Genomic DNA, 20,620 nt, shown 5'->3' with positions numbered 1-20,620 from the left:
TCGTCGGCGATCGATCAGACGAGCCCGATTCCCACGGCGAGCAACGCGACGCCGCCGAGACCGATGACCGCCGCGGCCGCGTATGCGAATCGATACGCGCCGAGTTCCGAGACCAGTTCGTCCTCGGATCGGTCCGAGACGATCGCCGAGCCATCGCCGCTATCGGGGGCCGTCACGACCACGTCGTCGGGACCCAGCGGGTACGTCGCGTCCGACGCGGCCTCGGCCGTTCCGAGGAGGTAGACCTCCCGTCCGGGTTCGATCGTTCCCTCGTAGTAGCGCCGCTCGCCGTGTGCGGTGCCGACGTCGATGATATTCGTGATCGAGTCGGTCTGTTCGGAGACGCCGGACTCGCCCCGGACGAAGTCGGCGATGTGATCGGGGGGCTCCGCGTCCGGCGGCACCGTCGTCTCCACGGAAAAGTCCTCGAGCGAACAGAGGACGTTGTCGACGGAGACGCCGCTCGAGAGCAGTCGATCGAGATCCACCGCGCCCAGTTCGATATCGGTGTGCCCCCCGTCCTCGCCGGTGACGCGGGTCTCGAGGTCGACCCGGACGTCGCCGGTTTCGTCCGAGAGGACGAACGGGGCCGCGTAGATACCGGTCGCGCGCGTCTCCCACATGTCGGTCGTCCCGCTCTCGTCCCACTCCTCGATCTCCCACACCGAGAGGACGCTCTCTTCGTCCCGGATCGGCGATCGGAACGTCTCCTCGGCGTCGACGACGCCCTTCAGCTCGACGAGCCCCTCGTCGTCGAGCGTCCGGATCTCTGTCGTCGGCGTCTCCGTGACGAGCGCGCGACGCCGGTGCTGTCGTCGGCCGCGTCGACCGAACAGTCCGGCGAATCCGAGCAGTACGATCCCGATGAACAGCGCGGCCACGTTCGACATGTTGGATAAAAACCATTACTGCAGTAGACACTTAAATTACCGGCACTCGCCGGGGTCCACCGGCGAACGCGCTCGACTCAGTCGTCGGCAGTCACGGGCGACGACGCGTAGCCGGACCCCGGTTCGGCGTCGGCCGCTGGTTTCGTCATCTCGATCTCGATCCCCCCGCCGGCGACGGAGACGAGCACGTTGTCGAAACTCTTGCAGTACTCGGTCGCGTGCTTGCCGGAGGTGTTGATCCGGACCCGTTCGTCGACCAGATCGGCCTCGGTCAGCATTTCGACCTTGCGGTAGGTCGTCGACATCGGAATGTCACACTGCTCGGAGAGTTCCGTCGCCGTGAGAGAGTCCTCGTCCGTCGCCTCGAGGATAGCTCGACAGTCGTCGTCATCCAGCGCGGCAATGACGGTCTGCGGGTCGACGGCGTCGTCGTTTTGCCCCCCTCGGTTTCGAATAGTGGAGTTCGTCGTGGACATCTGTTATACACCATAGTACTGGCCCCGTCACCTCCAAATGAGTCCCACTAAATACAGGGTGCTTTATATGCGGTGGCGAAAACCACCGGTTCGAACCGGTATCGAGCGTCTTTTCGGATGGCACACGGGCCGACCTCACATCCCAAATCGTCTCTTATTGCACACCGTGAGCACCATTTTTGGCGTACCTCGCAGGCCGTGGGCGGTGGGTTTAGGAGGCCGGCACCCCCAGCAGTGACTGATGGCTTCGGGGATACGCGCAGAGGTAAAGATCGACGACCCGCCCGACTGCGTCGTCGCGCAGGCCTCCGCCGAGACGGGCGGTCGGGTCCACTCCGTCTCGCGGAGCACCAACCCCGCCGCGCCCGAGCGCGTGATCGAGGAGTTCATGCTCGAGGCGGAGTCCTATCCCGACGAGTTCGATGTCGACGCGGACCTCTCGCCGATCTTTTCGTACGGCTCGAGCACGGTCTACCGCTTTGAACGCACACTCGGCCGTGGCTGCCCCCGCGAGTGTATCGAGCGACACGACTGTCCGGTGGTCGACATCCGAACGCGGGGTGCGTCGCTGTATCTGACCTTTCACGCGCCGGATATGCACGGACTGCAGGCCGTCATCGGCGAGCTGCGCGAGCGCTACGCGAATCTCGACGTCCAGCGGCTACTGCAGTCCCAGCAGGACCACGACGAACGAAACCTCGTCTTCGTCGACCGGAGCATGCTGACCGACCGCCAGACCGAGGTGCTGGAGACGGCCCACCGGATGGGCTACTTCGAACACCCCAAACGGGCCAACGCCGGCGAGGTCGCCGCGGAACTCGGGATCACCGGGACGACGTTCACCGAACACCTCGCGGCGGCCCAGACGAAGCTCCTGGACGCAATTTTGGATCATGAGTGACCGACCGCGATCCGGGGAGTCGACGATCGAGGATGAGCGGACTGTGGCGGCCGCCGTCGACTCGAGCCCCATGAACGTATCGGGTCCTACGGGCCGATGGCATCGAACCGCAACCCTATATATACTGCCTCCACTGCTAGACGGTAGACAATCGACGGCTCACCGACTTGCCCCCCGATATGAGTAGATACGAGTTCACGTGCCCGGAGTGCGGGCAGGAGATCGAAGTCAACGAATCGATGCGCGAGGCCACGCTCACACACGGCTGTCCGGTCTGTGCGGCGTCGGTCACGGACGCGGACTTCATCGCAGAACAGCAGACGAACTGAACGCACGCCCTGCGTTATCGATGGCGTCGACTCGACTCCGTTCTCACTCCTCGCGATCGACTTCCGTCCGCCGCCCGTTGAGCGTCGTCGGCGTGAGCCGGTAGAGTTCGATATTTAGCGCGTCCTTCCCCTCCGCCCAGATTTCGAATAGCGGCCGCTTCGCGTTCCCGTACTGGGCGATTTCCTCCGGCGTCAGCTTCGACGGCTCGATGCTCTCGAGGCTCCCCGTGGCGATGACGCTCCGGTAGGTCGAATCCGCTTCGTCGTAGACGACGAGTCGCGCTTCCGGCGCGGACTCGAGGAACTGCCGCTTCTCGCTGTCGGGCGTCGACACCATTCGCATGTAAAATTCCCGCTCGCCGTCGTCGTAGCCATACGAGATAGGGATCGCATAGGGTTCGTCCGTCCGTGCGAGCGACAACACCCCGGTCTCCCGACGACTGAGGAAGTCGTCGATCTCCGCGTCCGTCATCTCGGTCTCCTGGTCGATAGCCATCGTCTCAGTAGTTTGCCAAAGGTGCAACGTGATCTTTATAGTTGCCATCGACAGCGAGGGGCGTCGCCGATGCGTCGGCGGCGGTGAGAGCCGTCCGGCGTCGCGTCCTATCGGCTCGGCGACTCGTGTTCGCCGTCGATGTCGTCGGTGTGTTCGCCGTCGGTGTCGCCGGTGGTTTCACCCTCGTTCGCCCCGATGACGACCGGCTCTCGGATCTCGAGGGCCGTCTCGAACTCGTCCTCGCGGTCCGTTCGCCGACCGATCCGCAGCAACTGCTCCTCGTGTGCCCGGCGGATGGCGGACAGTTCGCGGTCGGTCACGTCGATCTCGTCGCCGATCTCCTCCCAGTGGCCCCAGTCGACGAGAAAAATCTCGAGGTCGTCGCCCGCGTACAGCCGTTCGTACTCCCGGCGGTAGCGCTCGAGGCTCGGTCCCAGCGCGACCTGCGCGCGCTCGATCAGGTCGGGTAGTCGGGTACCCGGAACGCTCGCCTTGGCGGCGGTGAGGAGGAGTACCTGTCCCTCGATCGGTTCGCCCGCCATTCACCCACCCGCGCGCATCGCCTTCTGTGCGAACCGCTCGACGAGCGGTTCGAGGGTGTCGTCGTCGCCCTCGAAGACGATCGTCACCTCGGTCAGTTGTAACGAGGGGCCGATGCCGACTGTCTCCGACGAGAACGTTGCCGTCCAGTCGTCGCCCGCGACGGTGTCCTCGGCGACCTGCTCGCCGCCGAGATTCGTCAGATACCGGATCACGAGCCGTTCGGAGATGCCGCGAAAGGAGCGCTCGACATGCGTTACCATACCCGTGATTCGACCGCCGAACGGATAAAATCGCGTTCGGCGGTACCGGGAGAGCGGACCCGTCAGATGAGTGTGCGAAACAACACGACGGCTCCGACGCCGCCACACAGCGATAGCAGGATGCTCTCCGTTCGCCACATAACCAGCAGGACGACGCCGGCCGCGCCCCACTCCGCCGGCCCGCCGGCCGCCAGCTCCGGTCCGAGGATCGCGATCACGATCGCGCCCGGCAGGACCGAGAGCCCGGCCTCGAGTCGCTCGCTCACGTCGATCCGCCGCAGGAGCCAGAAGCCACCGACTTTCGTAACGGCGGTCACGAGTGCCATCGCGAGGATGGTCCCGACGATGAGGGGGTCGAGCGCGAACGCTCCCTCACCGATCATAGCGGACCACCTCCACCGCGGCAGCCGCGAAGCCGCCGAGCAGGATATACCACTGGCCCGGAACGAGTTCCGCGGCGAGGACGGCGGTCGCGAGCGCGACGAGCCACGGCACAAGCGTCGAGCGCCCCTCCCAGAGTTCGGCCGCGAGCGCGACGAAGACCGCCGCGAGGACGAAGTCGATGCCGTACCGCGTCGGATCACCGATCGCGCCGCCGGCGGCCGCGCCGACGATCGTCGCCCCAACCCAGAAGACCCACATCGCGATGCCCGTCCCCAGCAGGAACGCGCCGCGACCGCTGCCGGATTTGAGTTCGCGCATCGTCAGCGCCCAGTTCTCGTCGGCCATGACCAGGAGGCTCCCGTAGCTTCGGCCTGCCGAGAGTCGCTCGAGCCACGGTCCCAGCGCCGCGCCCATCAGCGAGTAGCGCAGGTTGACTGCGAGCGTCGCGAGGACGATCGTCGCGACCGGGATCGGCTCCGCCCAGAGTTCGACGGCGACGATCTGGGCGGCACCGGCGAGCACGGTCGCGCTCATCAGCGTCGCTTCCGCGACGCTCAGCCCGGCCCGGCGGGCGAGCATCCCGAACGCGATCCCGTAGCCGCCGACGCCGATCGCGACCGGGAGACAGGTGAGAAAGCCGGCGCGGACCCCCTCCCGATCGAACGTCACGGCCTCGCTCTCGTCGTCTGCGGTGATCCGCGTCTCCTCGGCTCGCCCGTCCGACGACCGGGCAGCGGATTCGCTGCGGCCAGGGCCGGAACTGGAACCGCGATCAGGGGCGCTACCGTCGATTTCCGTCACGGTCGTCTCGAGGCGAACGAGGCGTAAAGCGTTCTCGAAATTGCCCGCGGACGCCGTGATTCTCGCCAGCGCTTCGCACGAATGACCGGCGGCTCACCGTCCGTAGACGATCAGTGCGACGCCGACGAGAGCCGCGGCGAGTCCGTACCACGGGCCGCCGGTGACCGCGAGGGCGACCGCGAGTAGGACGACCACGACGCCGACGAAGAGACAGCACTGCTGGGCCGTCGTCCGGTCGTCGCCGCTACCGACGAATCGGTCGAACCCTAACTCGAGTAGCAGTTCGGCGACGACATCGAGCATACGCGATACTCTTACTACTCTGATAAAAAAGTGTAGGGGTGCTCTCAGCCTCCCCTGAGGGTCTCCACGCTGTTACCCGCCGGCGACCGGCGGAAACACCGACACCACGTCGCCCGCTTCCAGCGACGTGTCCACTCCCGCCATGTGCACCACGTTGCGGCCGTTTTTCAGCACGCTCAACTGCGGCCGGATCGCTCCGTCCTCGAGTAACTGCCCCTCGAGGCCGTCGTACTCGGTCTCGAGGTCGGTGAGCACGTCGCCGACGGTCGCGTTGTCGTCGACGGTTCGCGTTCGCTCTTTCGCGCCGACGGCTTCCCGAAAGGTGGCGAAAAATCGGAGATCGATGTCCATACCACATACTCGTGTTCGGACGCCATAAGTGCGGGCGGTGGGTCCGATCAGGCGGCCGAGGTCGACGGCGACGACGTGTACGTAACCGACCCGATGTCGGCGTTCGCGAGCGCGTCGTCGATGGCCCTCGCGCCGCGCTCGCTCGCCGCGTCGGCGTCGTCGGCCTCGACGGTGACCGTCACCGAAAACTTGAGGGTGATCGTGTACGGGTCGAACGGGGCGTTCGGATGTTCGTACACGTCCGCGTCGGCGATTTCCCAGTCCGTGATCGTCCCCGCGGCCGCGAGAGACTCGAGGGTATCGGCGAGCGTCGACGTTGCCTCGTCGCAGGCGGTGGTATCGGATCCGCCGTGTAGCGTCACGAGCGTCGTCCCCGACCGAGAGACAGCGAACTCCATACTCCCTCTAGTCTGGCCCGGAATTTCAACGCTTGGGATGGGTGTGCGCCGGCCGTGGCTGGGGAGACGCTGGCCGTGGCGTGGGCGACGGCGACCGATCCGTCCCGCTGTCGAGTCGGTCTGTTGGTACCCCAGTTCATCGCCCGCTATTCGATTCGGAACGGGACGCCGTGGGTCGAGAGCATCGCCCGCATCCGTTCGACGCCGCCGCGGCCGTCCCACCCCGCCTGCGTATAGTGTTTGTACGGGTGGCGCAGCCACGAGTACTCGCGATGGGCGAACACCTCGACGGTTCCCTCGCCGGTTCGAAACAGCGTGACGTGCAGTTGCCACGGTGCCAACGTCGACTCGCGCCGGACCCAGCTCCCCGCCGAGCGTCGCCCGTCGTCGTGGACCTTCAGGGAGGCGATCGGCTCCGGTTCGAACGTCAGTTCCTCGAGGATCGATCGGACCGCGTCCAGCCCGCGCTTGACGATACCGACGTACTCCTCGGGATGTTGCCGACAGATGGCGTAGCCGCCCAAGGGCTCCTTGACTCGGTGAAGCGCCGGCAGGAGCCGACGGCGCACGCGGGTGGTCAGGTCGATCGCGTCCGTCCCGTCCGGTGTCGTCGAGTCGGTCGTCGACACACGGTTCACTCTCGAATACAGCCTCAAAATCGTTACTATAAGATATATTTTGTTTATATTGGTGAAGGGAGGAGAAGCTGGTGTCTGGACGGTATTAGGCGACAATAGGGGGATATACCACTATATACCAAACTGATAGATGTCGCTTCTGGCGGATCGATCGGCGGCCTCGCCGCCGGCCGTCACAGATCCTGTAACCGAATGCCGTCCGCCACCAATCGCGCGTTTCGCTCCCGATCGAGGTGGTCGCCGAGTTCGTCGTGCTCGTGCAGCTGGGCGATCACGTCGGCGTACAGCGTCCGCCACGCGATCGCGTAGATCGGCGACTGCCCCCACGCTCGCAGTTCGGGGACGAACGCGTCGTACGTCTCGTAGCGCTCCTCGAAGCGGTCGATCGCCTCGAGCACTTTGCCGGCGGCCTCACGCTCGTCGTCGTCCTCCGCGATGACCCGGTTGAGTTGCTCTTCCCAGCCCGCAACGGCCTTCTGCATGTCCGCGGCCGCGCTCTCGTCGTCTTCCGGCAGTCGCTCGAGGATCGGTTCCGGCACGCCGAGGGATATTTCGTCCATGTGACGCTGTATGCAGTCGACTGGCAAGAACGTGGTCCCCGATTCGGTGGCACTGATCCGGATACGTTTGCCAGTTCACACTGTGTCTGTGCCGGTCGTCCGACGAACAGCAGACCGACTCATTGGGAAATCAACGTCTCTGCCTGACCGATCAACCGACATGCGGTGGCGCGCGCTGTCAGCGAGGCGCGACCAGCGGGAGCGCCTCGAAAGCGAACGGAGAGCGAAGCGATCCGTGAGCAGGTCGTCCGAGTGATAACGAGGGCGAGCGACGACTCCGTGCGAGGGATGAGCGAGTGAGTCCTGCGAACGAGCGAATCGGCTGGGGAGGGCGTGGCGATTCCTTGTTGCCACGATAGCAGGACATTTCTCGTCTCTACGGCTGTTTTTACACTCTCCGAAACAGGCCTCGCGACTAGGGCCACGTTGCCAGCATGATCTCGTCGACGAACTCGCCCTCGAGACAGTACTGCCCCTCGTGTTCTCCCTCGCGCTGCCAGCCGTTCTCCTCGAGGAACTCGATCGCGGCCTCGTTGGTCGCCGGCAGGTTCTGGTAGAGCTTCTGGTAACCGGCGTCGGACGCCCACTCGAGGCCGTACTCGAGCAGCGACGAGCCGATCCCCTGCCGCCGATACCGGGGATCGACTCCGACGGTCACTTCGGCCGTGTGTCGGAGCGGTTGGAGCTCGGGAGCGTCGAGATGGAGCCAGCCGACGACCTCGCGGTCCGCTGTCGATGCGTCCTCTTCCGGCTCGGTGCTCACCGCCGATTCGTCGTCCTCGTCCGCCTTGACATTGTCTGTAACTGATTCTTGCCCGCGGACCGCGACGAACACGATCCGAGAGCCCTCCTCGTTGGCCCGGACGAGCGCCCGCTCGCGCTCGAGTTCCGTCGCGACGTTCTCGGCGACGACGTACGTTCCGTCGTCGGCGACCGTCCGCATCGTCTCGACGACGCCCGCCCGGTCCTCCTCGCGCGCCGGTCGGATCGCGACGATTTCGTCCTCGCACTCGAGACTCGTGGTCGTGGCCGAGAGCGCGACTCGAAGCTTGCCGTCAGTTTCGGTCAGATACCCGTCTGCTCGCAGCGCCTCGAGCGCCGCTTGGAGGTCGTCCGGTGCGGGCGGTACCGTTTCGGTATACGCACCCGATCGGGCGGGTTTCGAGTGGGCTCGACCGCCGTCGATCTCGATCGACCTGACCAACTCGGCCGGCGTGACGGCACCGTTCCGCTCGACGTACTCGTACACCCGCCGCTGGATATCGCTCTCGAACGAGTCCGTCGGATACATGCTCATACGGACGACCCCGCCGACTGACGGCATTAGTATGCGATCCGTATCGATCGCCGCCCGCGAGCACCCGCCGCGAAGTGACCCATTGATCGTCAGCTCGAGTCGTTTCGACGCTTCCTCACGCCGGCCACGTCGGGCCAATCTCGCGTTAGCCGTCCCGGTCTCTTCGACCGAGGGTGACGGTCGAGCAGAGCGATTTGATATAGCTGTATAAAGTTCATCGATGGTGAGAGACCGGGTAGTACTGGACTCGAGTCACAGCTGGACGACCGGTAGGAGACCGCAACAGGTTCGTCGATTCCGGGAACGGTCCGTCCGAGCACCGAACCGAGCGCTCGAGCGCCTGTCTCCGAGACGGATGCTGTGTTCCGTCCGACCGAGATTGCCCCAACCCGATATCGGCCGTTCGCGTTCGATGGTCCAGTGAGTATTCGCCTCGAGCCGGCGTCACCGACTCCCACCTCTCGAGGGTGGTACTCGGGCTCAACACGAGGAACGGTTCCCGTCTCGTGCGGGTGAACATTCGTTCTCGTTTTCATTCCTCGAGAACGGATCGCAGTGACGCAGTCGACTGATAGTCATCCCCTCACACGGCTGTCGATTTCAGAGGACGGCGTCGCGACTGGCCGGCGGCGCGCTCGAGTATCGTCTCACTGCGAGGCATCCACAGTCGAGACCCCGTATCCGTGCCCGAGAACCCGGCACTTTCACGGCCACAAACCGGGGGTATACGCGATCAACAACCTGTTCGCGATCGGCTGATCAGTCGGTTATCGCTCGTTCCGGCTCGGTTTCGGCTCCAAGCGATTCGCGATGGTCCCGTTCTATTCTCGGATACCTACCCGCGACCGACCGATAGCGTGGACACTCGTCGGGCTCGCAGTTCGTTCCGCTCTCGCGTCTCGTCCCGATCTGGCAACGCGAGCATTCGGAGTGATCGGATACCATTTCGACCGTGAGATCGTTCCCACTCGTCGACTCACCGTATCATCGGTGACCGGTCTGTCTGTTCGTCGGAGAACGTATCGGATTTCGACGACCGCCGCTTTGGCAACCGCCATTCCGGTGACCGCAAACTCCGGTGTCGATCGATGAACGAACTCGCTTTGTTTCCGATACGACGGCCCACCAGGGTGACGCGCCGAGGTTCCCAGCACCGTTTAGGATGGTGCCGAGTTCGTGACGGACGGACGGCAACGCGGCGACAATCCGCTGATTCAGGCCCGTACACGCGGTGTATCCGCAGTGTACCGCCAGCTCCCACGCGTGCTACCGTTTACGCGATCCCCTCGCTATAAATGATATACTGCGATACCGAATCGGGGCCGGTTTCGGAAGTTTCGGAACCGGCCCGGCGTCGTTTAATATCCTCGAGACCCAACCGATTCGCTGTGATCGTCGACGGCCGCGTCCTGCGCGAGGATTTCGTGCCGAGCGAGGTGGTCCACCGCCACGACGAGGTGAACCTCCTCTCGGAAACCCTCGAGCCGCTGCTGTCCGACGGCCGACCGGATCCGGCCTTCCTCTTCGGGCCGACGGGCGTCGGCAAGACCTGTATCGCCCGGTACACGCTGGCCCAGTTGCGCGAACAGGAGCCGGCGGTGCGGGTCGCCTACGTCAACTGCTGGCAGGAGTATACGCGGTTTCGAGTCCTCTACCGGATCCTCGAGGGGGTCGATCGAGCCGTCGACGTCCACCGCTCGACGCCGAAAGACGAGCTGTTCGAGCGGCTCTCTCGGACCGACGACGAGCCGATCGTCGTTATTCTGGACGAGGTCGACCAGTTAGAGGAGACGGCCGCGTTGTACGATCTCCACCGATTGGGCCACGTCTCGCCCGTGTTGATCGCCAACCGCGAGGAGGAACTGTTCGCGAGCTTCGACGATCGGGTGCGCTCGCGGTTTCACGCCGGTACTCGGGTCCGCTTCGACCGGTACGGCACCGACGAACTCGCGGCGATCCTCGCCGAACGAGCCGAGAAGGCCCTCGAGCCGGGCGTGGTGACCGACTCCCAGCTACGGACGGTCGCCGACGCCGCCTCGGGCGACGCCCGCGTTGGGATCGGCGTGTTGCGATCGGCTGCCCGCCGCGCGGAGCGCCAGGGCCTGGCGTCGATCACCGATGACGCGCTCGAGGCGGCGATCCCGGATGCGCGGACGGCGATCCGCCGGAAGACCGTCGAGGGGCTGATCGAACATCAGCGGGTGCTCTACGACGTGATCGCTGACGCGGGCGAGATCGAGCCCGGTGACCTATACGAGGAGTATGAGCGCCGGGTCGACGAGCCGAAGACGAACCGCACCCTGCGGAACTACCTGACGAAGATGGTCCACTACGATCTGGTCGAGGCCGTCGGCAAGCGCCGGGGCCGGACCTATCGGCTCGTCGATGAGGATACTGAGGACGACGAGAACGACGAGTGACGGGTACGGATGAACGACGACGAGTAGACGGCGGTGAACGACCGACAGAGGTGGACCGATCGCAGGTCGACGGCGGCCGATTCGGTGTCAGCAGTCCAAAGCGCCACTCACGGGGATCGCTCCCGACGAGGTATCTGAGCGGTTTCGGAAATCGTAACGGAAACTGAACCTTCCCTCGAGCAGCCCGAACGCCGCCGTTTGGGGCAGTCGACGGAGTATCGGAACTATCGGAAACGGTGTTCCGCCGCTTATGGGGCGCTCGCTCGAGGCTGCACGTATGCACCGACTCGAACTCGAGCCCGGCGTAACGCTGTTACAGGTTCCGTCACCGCGGTCGGGGATCGTTCACCGACTGGTCTGCGATCAGCTGGCCGACGGCGCGACTGGCGGCGACCGCCCCGGGCGGGCCTACTGGATCGACGCGCGAAACGCGGCCTCGACCCACGCACTGTACGACGCCGCGTCGAGTCCGCGCGTCCTCGATGGGCTGCGTGTCGCGCGGGCGTTTACCGCCTACCAGCACCACTCGCTGGTGCGGACCGTCGCGCGGCGGGCGGCGCCGACGACCGAGTTGCTCGTCGCGCCGAACGTCGCCGCCCTCTACCGGGACGATGACCTCGCGGCGTGGGAGCGCGAGGACCTGCTGGCCGCGACCCTCGAGATCCTCTCCGAACTCGGGGCCGTTCTCGACTGCCCGGTGCTCCTGACGAGCGCCGGCCACGGGAGCGATCGCGACGGTGCCGCCGCCTCGGAGACGGTCGCCGACTACGCCGACACGGAACTCGAGTGTACGCGCACGCGCGAAGGGCTCCGACTCGAGGCCGCGGGCGACGGTTCGAACGCGGCGAGTGCGACGGCGGGCTACTGGCACGGCGACGTCTGGCAGACGACGATCCCCTACTGGGTCGAACTTTGTGGTGCCGTCGACGCGATCGACCCCGTCGTCGCCGCCCACGATCGGGGGCTGCTCGAGGTGAGTCCCTGATGGGGCGAACGAACCCGACCTACCGCGACGCGCTCCGGCGACTCGAGTCGGAGTGGGAGCCGATGGGCCGCGCGCTGCGCCGGGAGCACCAGGGGGACTTCGACCGGCTGTTCGACCGGGCCCGGGCGTTCGCCGACGCGGCGGGGTACGCCAACCCGCCCGAGCCCGAGCGGGCGTTCGTCCTGTCGCTGTTGCTCGCCCACGAGGCCGAACTGCGTCGGTTGCGCGAGGAGCTCGCGGCGCTCGAGGACGAGCCGGATCGCGACCCTCGCGAGCCACGAGCGCGTGATGCCACCGGGGAATCCGACGAATGAGCCCCTACACCGTCGAGTTTGAGGACGGCATCGTCCGCGAGTGGACCCTGACCGAGTCGGGTGCCGAGCCCGCGGTTGTCGAGGACTACGCCCCGTCGGTGTTCGCCTCCGGTCCGAACGACGCGCTCGCGGACCTGCGAGAGCGTCTCGAGGCGGATCCCAAAGTCGTCGCGACCCATTCCGAGCGGCGGCCGACGAGCCTCCACGAGGCCCACGCGGGCGAGCGAAGTCGGGTCCTGCGAGCCGACCTCGAGCGCGTCGGCGAGGTCCGGACGCTGGCCCGCGAAATTCGGGGCGTCCACGCGCGCGAGGCCCACGCCCCCGGCGCAGTTCGGCTGTTCGACGTGGACCTCGCGCCGGGGTTTCGCTATTGCCTCGACCGCGGGCTCGATCCGACGCCGACGCGCGACTTGCGGACGCTCCGACTCGCCCTCGACGAGGCCGCGCTGGCCGACGACGACGTGTCGGCGCTGGAAGTCGGGGGCGAGTCCGTCGACGGCGATGCGACGCGCGCGCTACGGACGTGCCAGCGCCGCCTCGAGCAGCGAGACCCCGACGTCCTCGTCGTGAACCACGCCGATTTGATTCCGCTGCTCGAGCGCCATGCCGAGGCGCTGGGGCTCGCGGACGTTCACCTCGGACGGCTACCGGGGTGGACCGCGCTCGCGGGCGAGAACACGTACGCGAGCTACGGGAAAGTGGGTCACTCGCCCGCGCGGTACCGGATTCCGGGGCGGGCGATCGTTGATACGTCGAACAGCTTCCTCTGGCACCAGTCGGGGCTGGCGGGGATCCGCTACATGGTCGAGCGGACGGGTCGCCCGCTACAGGAAGCCGCGTGGGGAAGCATCGGCACGTTATTGACCTCGAGACAGGTCCGGCTGGCCCGGCAAAAGCGGGACGTGCTCGCGCCGTGGAACAAGTGGGAACCCGAGCGCTTTACCGACGTCGAGACGCTGCACGCGGCCGACCGCGGCGGCTTCACGTTCGCTCCTGAGGTCGGCTTCCACGAGAACGTCCACGAGATCGACTTCGCGTCGCTGTATCCGCGAATCATCTGCGAGCACAACGTCAGTCCAGAGACGGTCGGCTGTGACTGCGGGGCCGCCGACGGGACGGCTGCGACCGACGAGTCCGCCGACGGGACGCATCGCGTTCCCGAACTCGAGTACGAGATCTGCGAGACCGACGGATTTCTCCCCGCCGTCCTCGAGCCCCTGATTGCCGACCGAGCCGAGAGCAAGCGGCGACTCGAGACCGATCTCCCCGAGGAGGAGGCCGCGCGACTCCGGGCCGAGTCGGGCGCGATTAAGTGGGTCCTCGTCTCCTGTTTCGGCTATCAGGGCTACCGAAACGCCAAGTTCGGTCGGATCGAGTGCCACGAGGCGATCAACGCCTACGCTCGGGAGATCGCCCTGACTGCCAAACGCCGGCTCGAGGACGCGGGCTGGCGGATCGTCCACGGCATCGTCGACAGCCTCTGGGTGACGCCGCGGGTCGACGAGCCGGAGCCGCTCGAGGCCGTGATTGGCACGGTTTCCGAGACGACCGGGATCCCCCTCGAGCACGACGGCAGTTACGAGTGGGTGTGTTTCGTGCCGTTGCGCGACTCGATCGGGGGCGTCGGCTCCGGCGAGGGGTCCAGCCCCGATTCGACGCGTGCTGGTGAGGGGACGAGGACACGCGCACGAGGTGCGTCCGCGGGCGCGTTGACGAAATACTTCGGCAAGCGAACGAGCGGCGAGTACAAATTCCGCGGGATCGAACTGCGCCAGCGGAGTACGTCGGCGGTCGTCGCGGACGGGCAGCGCGCGTTCGTCGAGGCGCTCGACCGCGAGCGCGATCCCGAGGCAGTCTGTGACGTGCTCGGCCGACGATTGAACGAACTTCGGGAGGGACGCGTCGATCCGGCGGCGCTCGCGATCACGAACCGCGTCTCGAAGTCCCTCACCGACTACGACCGACGGACCCACACCGTGGCTGCGCTCGAGCGGTACGACCGCCGCGGGATCGATCGCCACCCCGGCCAGTCGGTCGAGTACGTCGTCGCGGACGACGATTCGCGCGGCCCCGAGCGCGTCCGACTCGCGCTCGAGGAGCCCTCGGAGTACGACGCCGACTACTACGCGACGCTGCTCGTGCGGGCCTGCGAGAGCGTCATCTCGCCGCTGGGTTGGGACCGCGCCCGGATCCGGCGGTCGTTGCGCGACGGCCGGACGGTCCGGCTGTCGACGTTCGTCGACTGACCGCGGGAACCGGCGAGTGCCGACTGCGGAGACCGACGGCTATCGATCATCTATACGGATTTCACTAAAACGTGAGAAAACGACTCGAGATGAGTTTCAGCGCTAGGTTTACACCGTCTGCCCGTGTGTTGATCGTACATGGTTGTTTCCGATTCTACAGCAGATGTTCTCCGTTCCCCCGTCTGCCGGCAGGCCCCCCTCGCGGAACTCGGTCAGCGGGCCCTCGAGTCGACCGATCTCGACGGGCTGCTGGCCGACGACCTCGAGGTACGGATCAACGAGGCCGACGCCGAGATCAGCGTCGACTCGCTGCTGCGGGTCTACGGTGATCCTGGACAGCTCCGCCAGCTGTTCCAGAACCTACTCGATAACTCGATTACATATTCTGGCGATAGAGCCCCACGTATATCCGTATTCGACGAGAATACTGGGGCTATATGGAGGGGTTCAGTTCACGGTCGGGGGATCGACTCGAGCGACACGGATCGCATCTTTCAGGTGTTCGATCGACACCTCAGTCGCGAGGAGTACGACGGCACCGATATCGGACTCGCGCTCTGTCAGCGAATCACCGAGCGCCACGGCGTCCGGCCGAACAGCGTGAGGCCGGGCTCGACGTTTACGATCGAGCTGCCGACGGTGCCCGACGCGGACGACGCGGTGGAACGCGCGCCGGCCAGCGAGGCCGACACCGAGACCGATTCGACGACGGAACCAGTGACCGATGAGTAAGCCAGAGCGACCCGGGTCCGAGCCGGCACAGATCCTGTTGGTCGAGGACAATCCCGGCGACGTCCGGCTGACCAAGGAGGCGTTCAAACAGGGTCGGATCGAGAACGACCTCCACGTCGTCTCCGACGGCATCGAAGCGCTGGCGTTTCTCTCCCAGGAGGGCGAGTACGCCGACGCACCGCGCCCGGACCTCATCCTCCTGGATCTCAATCTGCCCGGCAAGGGCGGTGCAGAGGTTCTGGAGGAACTCAAGGAGGATCCAGTGCTGCGATCGATCCCGGTGATCGTGCTGACGAGTTCGCGCGCGGAGGAGGATGTCGTCAAGTCCTACGAACTCCACGCCAACGCCTACCTCACGAAACCGGTCGATCCGGACGAATTCATTCAGACGGTCCGCGCCTTCGAGAAGTTCTGGTTCTCGGTCGTCCGACTCCCACCGGAGGTCGACAACTGATGACCGAGACGAACACCCGGACCGCCGATGCGGAGAGCGCGGACCCCGAGGACGCACTTCACATCCTCCTAATCGAGGACAACCCCGGTGACGCCCGTCTCATACAGGAGATGCTCCGCGGAACCGAGGAACTCGCCCAGCGGGTCAGCCCCACCGAGACGGCAAGTCAGACGCCCGAGATCACCCGAAAAACCCGTCTCGAGGAGGGCCTTGAGACGATCGAATCGGCGTCCACCGATATCGTCCTGCTCGACCTGAACCTCCCCGATAGCGAGGGGCTCGACACCCTCGAGACGGTCCACGAGGAGGCGGGAGAGACGCCGATCGTCGTCCTGACCGGCGTCCGGGACCAGCAGGTCGGCGTGGAGGCGATCCAGCGCGGTGCCCAGGACTTCCTCGTCAAAGACGAGGTGACCAGTGAACTCCTGGTGCGAACGATCCACCACGCGATCGAGCGCGCCCGCCAGCAGCGCGAACGCCGCCAGCAGCGCGAGCAACTCGAAGCGCTCAACCGGCTCAACCGGATCGGCCACGACATCACCCACGCGGTGATCACGACCGAGACGCGCGCGGAACTCGAACAGGAGGTCTGTGACCGACTCGCCGAGTCCGACGCCTATCGATTCGCGTGGATCGGCAGCGTCAACCCCGGCAGCGACCGCGTCGTCCCGAACGCGGCGGCCGGCGTCGAGGACGGATACCTCGAGGAGATCGACGTCACCGTCGACGAGGACGACGAGAGCGGACGGGGGCCGGCGGGAACAGCGATCCGAACCGGGGAGGTTCAGGTGATGAACGACGCCGGCGCGGATCCCGAGTTCGGACCGTGGCGGGAGGCGGCACGCGCCCGCGACTACCGATCGTCGGTCGCGATTCCGATCACCCACGAGGATCTCGTCTACGGCGTGTTGAACGTTTACTCGTCGTCACCGCGATCGTTCGAGGGGCCCGAAACCGACGTTCTCGGCCGGATCGGCGACGTCATCGCCCACGCGATCACCGCGATCGAACGCCGGGACGCACTCGTCAGCGACGCCGTCATCGAACTCGAGTTCCGCGTCGAGGCGATGGCCGAGGAACTGATCGAACTCTCGACGACCGAGTCGTGCACGATCGAGTTCGAGCAACTGGTCGGCAGCGACGAGACGCTCCTGGCCTACGGCTCGGCACACGGCGTCTCCCAGGAAGCGTTTCTCGAGGCCACCGACCGGACCGACGGCATCCGCGACGTTCGGTTGCTCGCGGCCCGACGCGACGAGTTCGAGTTCGAACTCGTCGCACCCGCCGCCGTCAGCCTGTTCGAGACGATCGCCACCCACGGCGGCCGCGTCGCTGAGGCGACGATCGCCGACGGGGAGTTCCGGTTCGTCGTCGAACTTCCGCGCGGCCGGGACACCCGCCAGATGATCGAACTCATCAGGACCCAGCGCGACGACGTCACCTATCTCGCACAGCGGACCACCGAACGCAGCGAGCGCAGCGACAGCGGCTCGTCGTCCGTCCTCGAGGACGAACTGACCGAGAAACAGCGGGCGGCCCTCGAGACGGCCTACTTCGCGGGCTATTTCGACTGGCCGCGGGGCAGCACCGGCGAGGAGATTGCCGAGCGCCTCGGCATCGCGCCCGCCACCTTCAACCAGCACCTCCGAACGGCGGAACGGAAGTTCTTCAATTCGATGTTCGGCGAATAGGAGTCGGGGTCTCATTCGACGAGCGGGTATCACAAGAGGCCGTAATTTCGGAGCGGTTTCCGCTGTCTCGCTCAGTACAGGCGGAGCAGGTGCCGAATCCGTTCTTCATCGCAGATACTGCCGATCAGGTTTCAAACGGAAGGGCTCCCAAGAAATCGTCACTCTGGTAATCGAGGTGATCCAGTCGAGGGCCGAGCAGTTCACGGACGAGGACCACCAGGGGATTGGTCGTTCCCTCACCGGTCATCGCGATCTCCGTTTTCGTCCCGTCCGCGTCTTCGTCCCAGAGACCGACGACGACCGTCTCTCGATCGGCGACGATCAGTCGACTCACCCTGGGGTGGCTCGACTGTTCGTACATCCAGTCCATCTGTGGCTCCCATATCGTCGCGTCGGGAAGCCGATCCCGAAAGAACTCTCGGGTCTCCCGGTCTTTCGTTCCGGCGTGTAACGAGACTCCTCGATCGATGGCATTCTCTGCGTGCGGGAGACACTCTTCGTCGAGTAACTCGTCAGAGGCATAGATCAGAAACAGTTCGTCCGTCGCTCTATCGGCCAATTTCCGACAATACTCGTACACGGATTCGCGACCCTCGAGTCGTCCAACAGTCCGCTCGTCTGCTCCGCGTCCCGTTCCACACTGTGAGAGCAGTTCGTCGAGCACGTCGACGTTCATCCATTCGGTATCGGCCGCCGAGTAGCTCCCCTCGGTGACGACGTTTTCGTCGCGATCGTACTCGATCAATCCCGCTTCGTCGAGGCGGGGGAGATAGTTGTGATGGAGCGAGATGACCGTCTGGTCGAATTCCCCCTCGTCCTCCGAAACGAGTCGTTCGGAAAGTTTGGTCACAGAGAGCCCGTGAGAAGCGTTAGCGAGAACGGTCAAAATCGCTCGATTAGCGGTGTCCGTAAGCAGCCGAATAAGTGTTTCCTCCTGCAAATCCATTACCGACTAATACCCCCGTGGAGTAATAAATAGAATGTATCAGTCCATACACACAGTTCCCGAATTGTAATCTATTTCCCCCCGTTGAATGTCGGTTCTTCCCACCGTTCACTTCGCGCACGGACACTTCGGGGCGATCCGCCGAAACTCGAGTGACACTCCCGTCCGAGTGTGGCTCGCATCAGTCCGTTCGAACGGGCAAAACGGATTACGCGCCGCGAGGCTCGGTTGCGGGCGGGGTCACGTCGTCCATCGGACGACGAGCGGCCATCGCGACGGCCACCATCGAGAGCCCGGTCACGAGGAGGTTCGCGCCCACGAGCAGGCCGACGGCCCACGCCGCGGTGGCCGGGAAGCCGATCCAGAGGAATCCGGCCAGGACGAGCGCGATAACGCCGCTGACGGCGACCGATGTTCGACCGCGGGACCCGGACATTCGTGCGGCCGTCGCGAGCTCCGCGATCCCGTCGATCGCCAGGTACGCCACGAGCGCGAGCGTCAGCGTAACGAGCGCGATCGCGGGGGCCGCGAGGACGGCCAGTCCGGCGAGCACCGAGACGGCCGCGAGCGTCGTCTGCCAGATCGATCCGCGCCAGCCGCGCGCCGTGAACGCGTGGACGCCGTGGACGATTCCGCTGACGACGAGGAGCGCTCCGAGCGCGATCGATACCGAGAGCCCGGTGACGGCCGGGGCGGCCATCGCGAGGATCCCGATCAGCCCGACGATCCCGCCCGCGATCGCGAGGGGTCGCCAGTCGTTCTCGAGGGCGTAGCCCCCGTCGGTTCCGGTGGTTGCTGTGATACTGTTCATCTGCGTCACCGGTACTACGTACGTCGTGTAGGTATATAATACAACTATACGATTTGACAGTCGGTCGCGGAAACGGACCGGTCCGAAACCGGGATGAACGGCGTCTTGGGTCTCCTCGAGGCCGTACCGAACGCCGCTCACACGACGGAGCCCGGACGAAGCACGACAGTTATTCCGATGAGGATGAAACCACTGATCGTGACCGACGATCGCGATGGCGGTGACCGCGAGTGTGACCTCTGCGGGGAACGGGTCCCGGCGGCCGCCTATCACGAGCACCTGCTCAAGTCGTGTCCCGGCCGTTCCGGGGAGTGACCCGTCTCGAGCGACTCGGCTTTCCGGCACGGCTCCGGGTCGAAGGCGCACGATGGCGGCGTTTTCGAGAGTGCGATCTTAGACGCCGGCGTTCGAGGACGACTCCGTGTCGCGCTCGAGACGTTCGTAGAGATAGTACGAGTACGCGGTAGTGATCGCGGCCGTCAGGAGCGCGGGCACCACGAGGAAGTAGACGGCGTACTCCCCGAAGAAGAGGCCGATCAGCGAAACGACCGCGGTGAGCTTGAACAGCCGGCCGCCGAGTTCGTGCGTGCGCTCCCAGACTGCCTCGCTACTGAGCGTCCACGGCGTGCGGATACCGACGAACCAGTTGGGCTCCGCGCGGGTGAGCAACGCGCCGACGCCGTAGAAGAGGACGGCGACCGAACCGAGGACGAGGAGCGTAAAATCGAACTCGTAGCCGAGGTTGAACGCGAGGATGCCGGCGTGGAGGACGAACATGAACCCCGCGAAGGCGACGACGAACCAGTCGTACGCGGCTCGGAACGCGTCGACGTTCTCACCGAGCGGGTCGATGCGAGGGACCGCTGCGAGGAGCGCCACCAGCGCCGCCGAGAGGACGGGAACGAACGCGAGACCGAGCGTCTTCGACATCGTCCCGTCCGGCTCACCGGCGGCGTTCCAGCGGGTCACGAGCGGGTCGGACAGCTCCGGTGCAGCGAGAAGACTGGCGACGCCGGCGAGGACGACGAACGCGCCCGCGAGCGTCAGTCGGTGCGTCGTCTTCACACTCGTTACTACGGCGCCGCTCCGTATCAATGAACGGGGCCGAGCGGCGGAACGAGACCGGCGGGGCCGTCCGTCGCTACCGACGACTTCGGCGTTGGATCGTTTCTCTCGAGCTGAGACGATGGGAAACACCTTTGCGTCTCGTCGGAATCAGGGTCCGACAGTGACGGGAACGTCGAATTCCAGCATCTGGGAGTGTCCGGAGTGTGGCCGTTCCGTCAACCGATTCGTGAACGGCTGTCGGTGTCCGTCCTGTCGAGAGAACGTCTCCGAGCGCTGTGGCTGCGGGTCCGACGCGACGAACCGCTAATCCACCGCTGGCTCAGGAG

The 20,620-nt window shown here is 65.5% G+C and carries 25 protein-coding genes; 9 read left to right on the top strand and 16 right to left on the bottom strand.

Translation table 11 applies throughout. The features are described from left to right. Positions 1-14: 14 nt before the first annotated feature. The gene (locus CP556_RS03835) at positions 15-890 is read right to left on the bottom strand and encodes a hypothetical protein (RefSeq protein WP_098724420.1); all 876 of its coding nucleotides are present in this window, start codon (positions 888-890) and stop codon (positions 15-17) included. 77 nt (positions 891-967) lie between these two features. Beyond that, positions 968-1,366 carry a winged helix-turn-helix domain-containing protein gene (locus tag CP556_RS03830; RefSeq protein ID WP_098724419.1) on the bottom strand — a complete coding sequence of 133 codons (399 nt, stop codon included), beginning with the start codon at positions 1,364-1,366 and terminating at the stop codon, positions 968-970. 241 nt (positions 1,367-1,607) lie between these two features. On the opposite strand from CP556_RS03830, the gene CP556_RS03825 reads away from it, so the two are divergent. Then, a complete protein-coding gene (locus CP556_RS03825) occupies positions 1,608-2,267 on the top strand; it encodes a helix-turn-helix domain-containing protein (RefSeq protein ID WP_098724418.1) in 660 nt (219 codons plus the stop codon). A 179-nt stretch (positions 2,268-2,446) separates the two neighbouring features. Beyond that, positions 2,447-2,596, top strand: a complete 150-nt coding sequence (locus CP556_RS03820; protein WP_098724417.1) for a DUF7560 family zinc ribbon protein — start codon at positions 2,447-2,449, stop codon at positions 2,594-2,596. Between the two features lie 43 nt (positions 2,597-2,639). On the opposite strand, the gene CP556_RS03815 is transcribed toward CP556_RS03820, so the two are convergent. The 11 genes from CP556_RS03815 to CP556_RS03765 form a co-directional block, all read right to left on the bottom strand. Continuing rightward, positions 2,640-3,092 carry a pyridoxamine 5'-phosphate oxidase family protein gene (locus CP556_RS03815; protein WP_098724416.1) on the bottom strand — a complete coding sequence of 151 codons (453 nt, stop codon included), beginning with the start codon at positions 3,090-3,092 and terminating at the stop codon, positions 2,640-2,642. A 107-nt stretch (positions 3,093-3,199) separates the two neighbouring features. Beyond that, positions 3,200-3,634, bottom strand: a complete 435-nt coding sequence (locus CP556_RS03810; RefSeq protein WP_098724415.1) for a DUF8048 family protein — start codon at positions 3,632-3,634, stop codon at positions 3,200-3,202. Next, positions 3,635-3,895 (bottom strand): MoaD-like domain-containing protein, encoded by a 261-nt coding sequence (locus tag CP556_RS03805; RefSeq protein WP_098724414.1) that lies wholly within the window; start codon positions 3,893-3,895, stop codon positions 3,635-3,637. Positions 3,896-3,957: 62 nt separating this feature from the next. Then, positions 3,958-4,278: an AzlD family protein gene (locus CP556_RS03800; protein ID WP_098724413.1), complete on the bottom strand. Its 321-nt coding sequence runs from the start codon at positions 4,276-4,278 to the stop codon at positions 3,958-3,960. Further along, positions 4,268-5,080 (bottom strand): AzlC family ABC transporter permease, encoded by an 813-nt coding sequence (locus tag CP556_RS03795; RefSeq protein ID WP_176548112.1) that lies wholly within the window; start codon positions 5,078-5,080, stop codon positions 4,268-4,270. Before CP556_RS03795 ends, CP556_RS03800 begins: the two co-directional genes overlap by 11 nt. Positions 5,081-5,173: 93 nt before the next feature. Then, on the bottom strand, positions 5,174-5,383 hold the full coding sequence (locus tag CP556_RS03790) for a hypothetical protein (protein ID WP_098724411.1): 210 nt from the start codon (positions 5,381-5,383) through the stop codon (positions 5,174-5,176). Between the two features lie 72 nt (positions 5,384-5,455). Beyond that, positions 5,456-5,734 carry a ubiquitin-like small modifier protein 1 gene (locus CP556_RS03785; RefSeq protein ID WP_098724410.1) on the bottom strand — a complete coding sequence of 93 codons (279 nt, stop codon included), beginning with the start codon at positions 5,732-5,734 and terminating at the stop codon, positions 5,456-5,458. A gap of 47 nt (positions 5,735-5,781) precedes the next feature. Continuing rightward, the gene (locus CP556_RS03780) at positions 5,782-6,132 is read right to left on the bottom strand and encodes a hypothetical protein (RefSeq protein ID WP_098724409.1); all 351 of its coding nucleotides are present in this window, start codon (positions 6,130-6,132) and stop codon (positions 5,782-5,784) included. A gap of 146 nt (positions 6,133-6,278) precedes the next feature. After that, the gene (locus CP556_RS03775) at positions 6,279-6,761 is read right to left on the bottom strand and encodes a hypothetical protein (RefSeq protein WP_098724408.1); all 483 of its coding nucleotides are present in this window, start codon (positions 6,759-6,761) and stop codon (positions 6,279-6,281) included. Positions 6,762-6,943: 182 nt separating this feature from the next. After that, complete coding sequence (locus tag CP556_RS03770) at positions 6,944-7,330, bottom strand: DUF7971 family protein (RefSeq protein ID WP_098724407.1); 387 nt, start codon at positions 7,328-7,330, stop codon at positions 6,944-6,946. Between the two features lie 415 nt (positions 7,331-7,745). Then, positions 7,746-8,627 (bottom strand): GNAT family N-acetyltransferase, encoded by an 882-nt coding sequence (locus CP556_RS03765; protein ID WP_098727273.1) that lies wholly within the window; start codon positions 8,625-8,627, stop codon positions 7,746-7,748. A gap of 1,388 nt (positions 8,628-10,015) precedes the next feature. On the opposite strand from CP556_RS03765, the gene CP556_RS03760 reads away from it, so the two are divergent. The 7 genes from CP556_RS03760 (at position 10,016) to CP556_RS03730 (ending at position 17,469) form a co-directional block, all read left to right on the top strand. Then, complete coding sequence (locus tag CP556_RS03760) at positions 10,016-11,047, top strand: Cdc6/Cdc18 family protein (protein WP_098724406.1); 1,032 nt, start codon at positions 10,016-10,018, stop codon at positions 11,045-11,047. 277 nt (positions 11,048-11,324) lie between these two features. Beyond that, entirely contained in the window at positions 11,325-12,032 is a 708-nt protein-coding gene (locus CP556_RS03755; protein WP_141551626.1) for a RecA family protein, read from the top strand. After that, positions 12,032-12,346 carry a DUF8156 family protein gene (locus CP556_RS03750; protein WP_255291399.1) on the top strand — a complete coding sequence of 105 codons (315 nt, stop codon included), beginning with the start codon at positions 12,032-12,034 and terminating at the stop codon, positions 12,344-12,346. Before CP556_RS03755 ends, CP556_RS03750 begins: the two co-directional genes overlap by 1 nt. Beyond that, a complete protein-coding gene (locus CP556_RS03745; RefSeq protein ID WP_255291398.1) occupies positions 12,343-14,592 on the top strand; it encodes a DNA polymerase domain-containing protein in 2,250 nt (749 codons plus the stop codon). The genes CP556_RS03750 and CP556_RS03745 overlap by 4 nt, the downstream gene beginning before the upstream one ends. Before the next feature lie 138 nt (positions 14,593-14,730). After that, positions 14,731-15,324, top strand: a complete 594-nt coding sequence (locus CP556_RS03740; protein ID WP_098724403.1) for a sensor histidine kinase — start codon at positions 14,731-14,733, stop codon at positions 15,322-15,324. After that, positions 15,317-15,778: a response regulator gene (locus CP556_RS03735; RefSeq protein ID WP_098724402.1), complete on the top strand. Its 462-nt coding sequence runs from the start codon at positions 15,317-15,319 to the stop codon at positions 15,776-15,778. Before CP556_RS03740 ends, CP556_RS03735 begins: the two co-directional genes overlap by 8 nt. Then, positions 15,778-17,469 (top strand): bacterio-opsin activator domain-containing protein, encoded by a 1,692-nt coding sequence (locus tag CP556_RS03730; RefSeq protein ID WP_098724401.1) that lies wholly within the window; start codon positions 15,778-15,780, stop codon positions 17,467-17,469. The genes CP556_RS03735 and CP556_RS03730 overlap by 1 nt, the downstream gene beginning before the upstream one ends. A gap of 124 nt (positions 17,470-17,593) precedes the next feature. On the opposite strand, the gene CP556_RS03725 is transcribed toward CP556_RS03730, so the two are convergent. The 3 genes from CP556_RS03725 to CP556_RS03710 all read right to left on the bottom strand — a co-directional run bounded on the left by CP556_RS03725 (position 17,594) and on the right by CP556_RS03710 (position 20,291). Further along, positions 17,594-18,415, bottom strand: coding sequence for a DUF7344 domain-containing protein (locus CP556_RS03725; protein ID WP_098724400.1), 822 nt, complete (start codon positions 18,413-18,415; stop codon positions 17,594-17,596). Positions 18,416-18,623: 208 nt separating this feature from the next. Next, entirely contained in the window at positions 18,624-19,226 is a 603-nt protein-coding gene (locus tag CP556_RS03720; protein WP_098724399.1) for an HdeD family acid-resistance protein, read from the bottom strand. Between the two features lie 393 nt (positions 19,227-19,619). Beyond that, complete coding sequence (locus CP556_RS03710) at positions 19,620-20,291, bottom strand: SdpI family protein (RefSeq protein WP_098724397.1); 672 nt, start codon at positions 20,289-20,291, stop codon at positions 19,620-19,622. Positions 20,292-20,620: the final 329 nt, after the last annotated feature.

Origin of the sequence: Natrinema sp. CBA1119 (assembly GCF_002572525.1) — an archaeon.
GTDB lineage: Archaea > Halobacteriota > Halobacteria > Halobacteriales > Natrialbaceae > Natrinema.
The sequence above is the reverse complement of the archived record's forward strand: the minus strand, read 5'-3'. Positions and strand labels throughout refer to the sequence as shown.